Annotated in this window: 1 protein-coding gene; it reads left to right on the forward strand. The window is 36.9% G+C overall.

The genetic code is table 11. The annotated features are described in order from the left end of the window. Positions 1-42: 42 nt before the first annotated feature. Positions 43-222, forward strand: a 180-nt coding sequence (locus NG901_RS16950; protein ID WP_502800145.1) for an HflX-like GTP-binding protein, incomplete at its 3' end; no start/stop codon positions are given.

Below are 222 nucleotides of genomic sequence, written 5' to 3' on the forward strand. Positions count from 1 at the left end.
AAACCCTGACCGCGCTGAATCTATTTCAGGAGGTCCTTTTTTATGGAGAAAAAAGTATTAATCGTTGGTATAAGTCAGAAACAAAAAGATTTTGATTATTCAATGGAAGAATTAGCCAATTTAGCGGCTGCAAATAATATGGAAGTAGTGGGCGAAATACGGCAAAATATCGACCGTGAAAATCGCGCTACTTATGTTGGAAAAGGAAAAGTGGATGAAATC

The organism is Clostridium sp. CMCC3677 (assembly GCF_023845585.1).
GTDB classification, from domain to species: Bacteria; Bacillota; Clostridia; order Clostridiales; family Clostridiaceae; genus Clostridium; species Clostridium aquiflavi.